This is a genomic window from Geobacillus sp. BMUD, assembly GCF_013096845.1.
In the GTDB taxonomy this organism is placed as follows: Bacteria; Bacillota; Bacilli; order Bacillales; family Anoxybacillaceae; genus Geobacillus; species Geobacillus vulcani.
Genome location: NZ_SDLA01000071.1, coordinates 1 through 432, shown reverse-complemented (window position 1 = coordinate 432; position 432 = coordinate 1). Strand labels below are relative to the sequence as shown.

1 protein-coding gene is annotated in these 432 nt (G+C 51.6%); it reads left to right on the top strand.

Annotated features, from left to right (window positions below; all coding sequences use genetic code 11):
* On the top strand, positions 1–432 hold a 432-nt coding region (locus tag ETC05_RS17450), incomplete at both ends, for a hypothetical protein (RefSeq protein WP_216366555.1).

The window sequence follows — 432 nt, the reverse complement described above, 5'->3', positions numbered from 1 at the left end:
GTCTGGGCGTTGTACCTGATCTTTCGTAATAAAAAAGAGATTACCCAGCATTTGCTCAACTTTGCGGAGCATTCGCTGGCCTTTTTCAGCCTGTTTATCCGCGCCTTTGCGCTGGTGTGGCACTGGCTGGCAAGCGCCTATTTTATCGTGCTGTTTTTCTTTTCGTTGTTCGATCCGGGCAACAGCCTGAAATTTATGATGGGTGCAACGGTGCGCAGCCTGGCGATTATTGGTATCGCAGCGTTTGTTTCCGGTATGTTTTCCCGCTGGCTGGCGAAAACCATCACCCTCTCGCCACATACTCAGCGTAACTATCCGGAGCTACAAAAACGGCTGAATGGCTGGCTTTCGGCGGCGCTGAAAACGGCGCGTATTCTGACCGTCTGCGTGGCAGTAATGTTGCTGTTGAGCGCATGGGGATTGTTCGTTTTC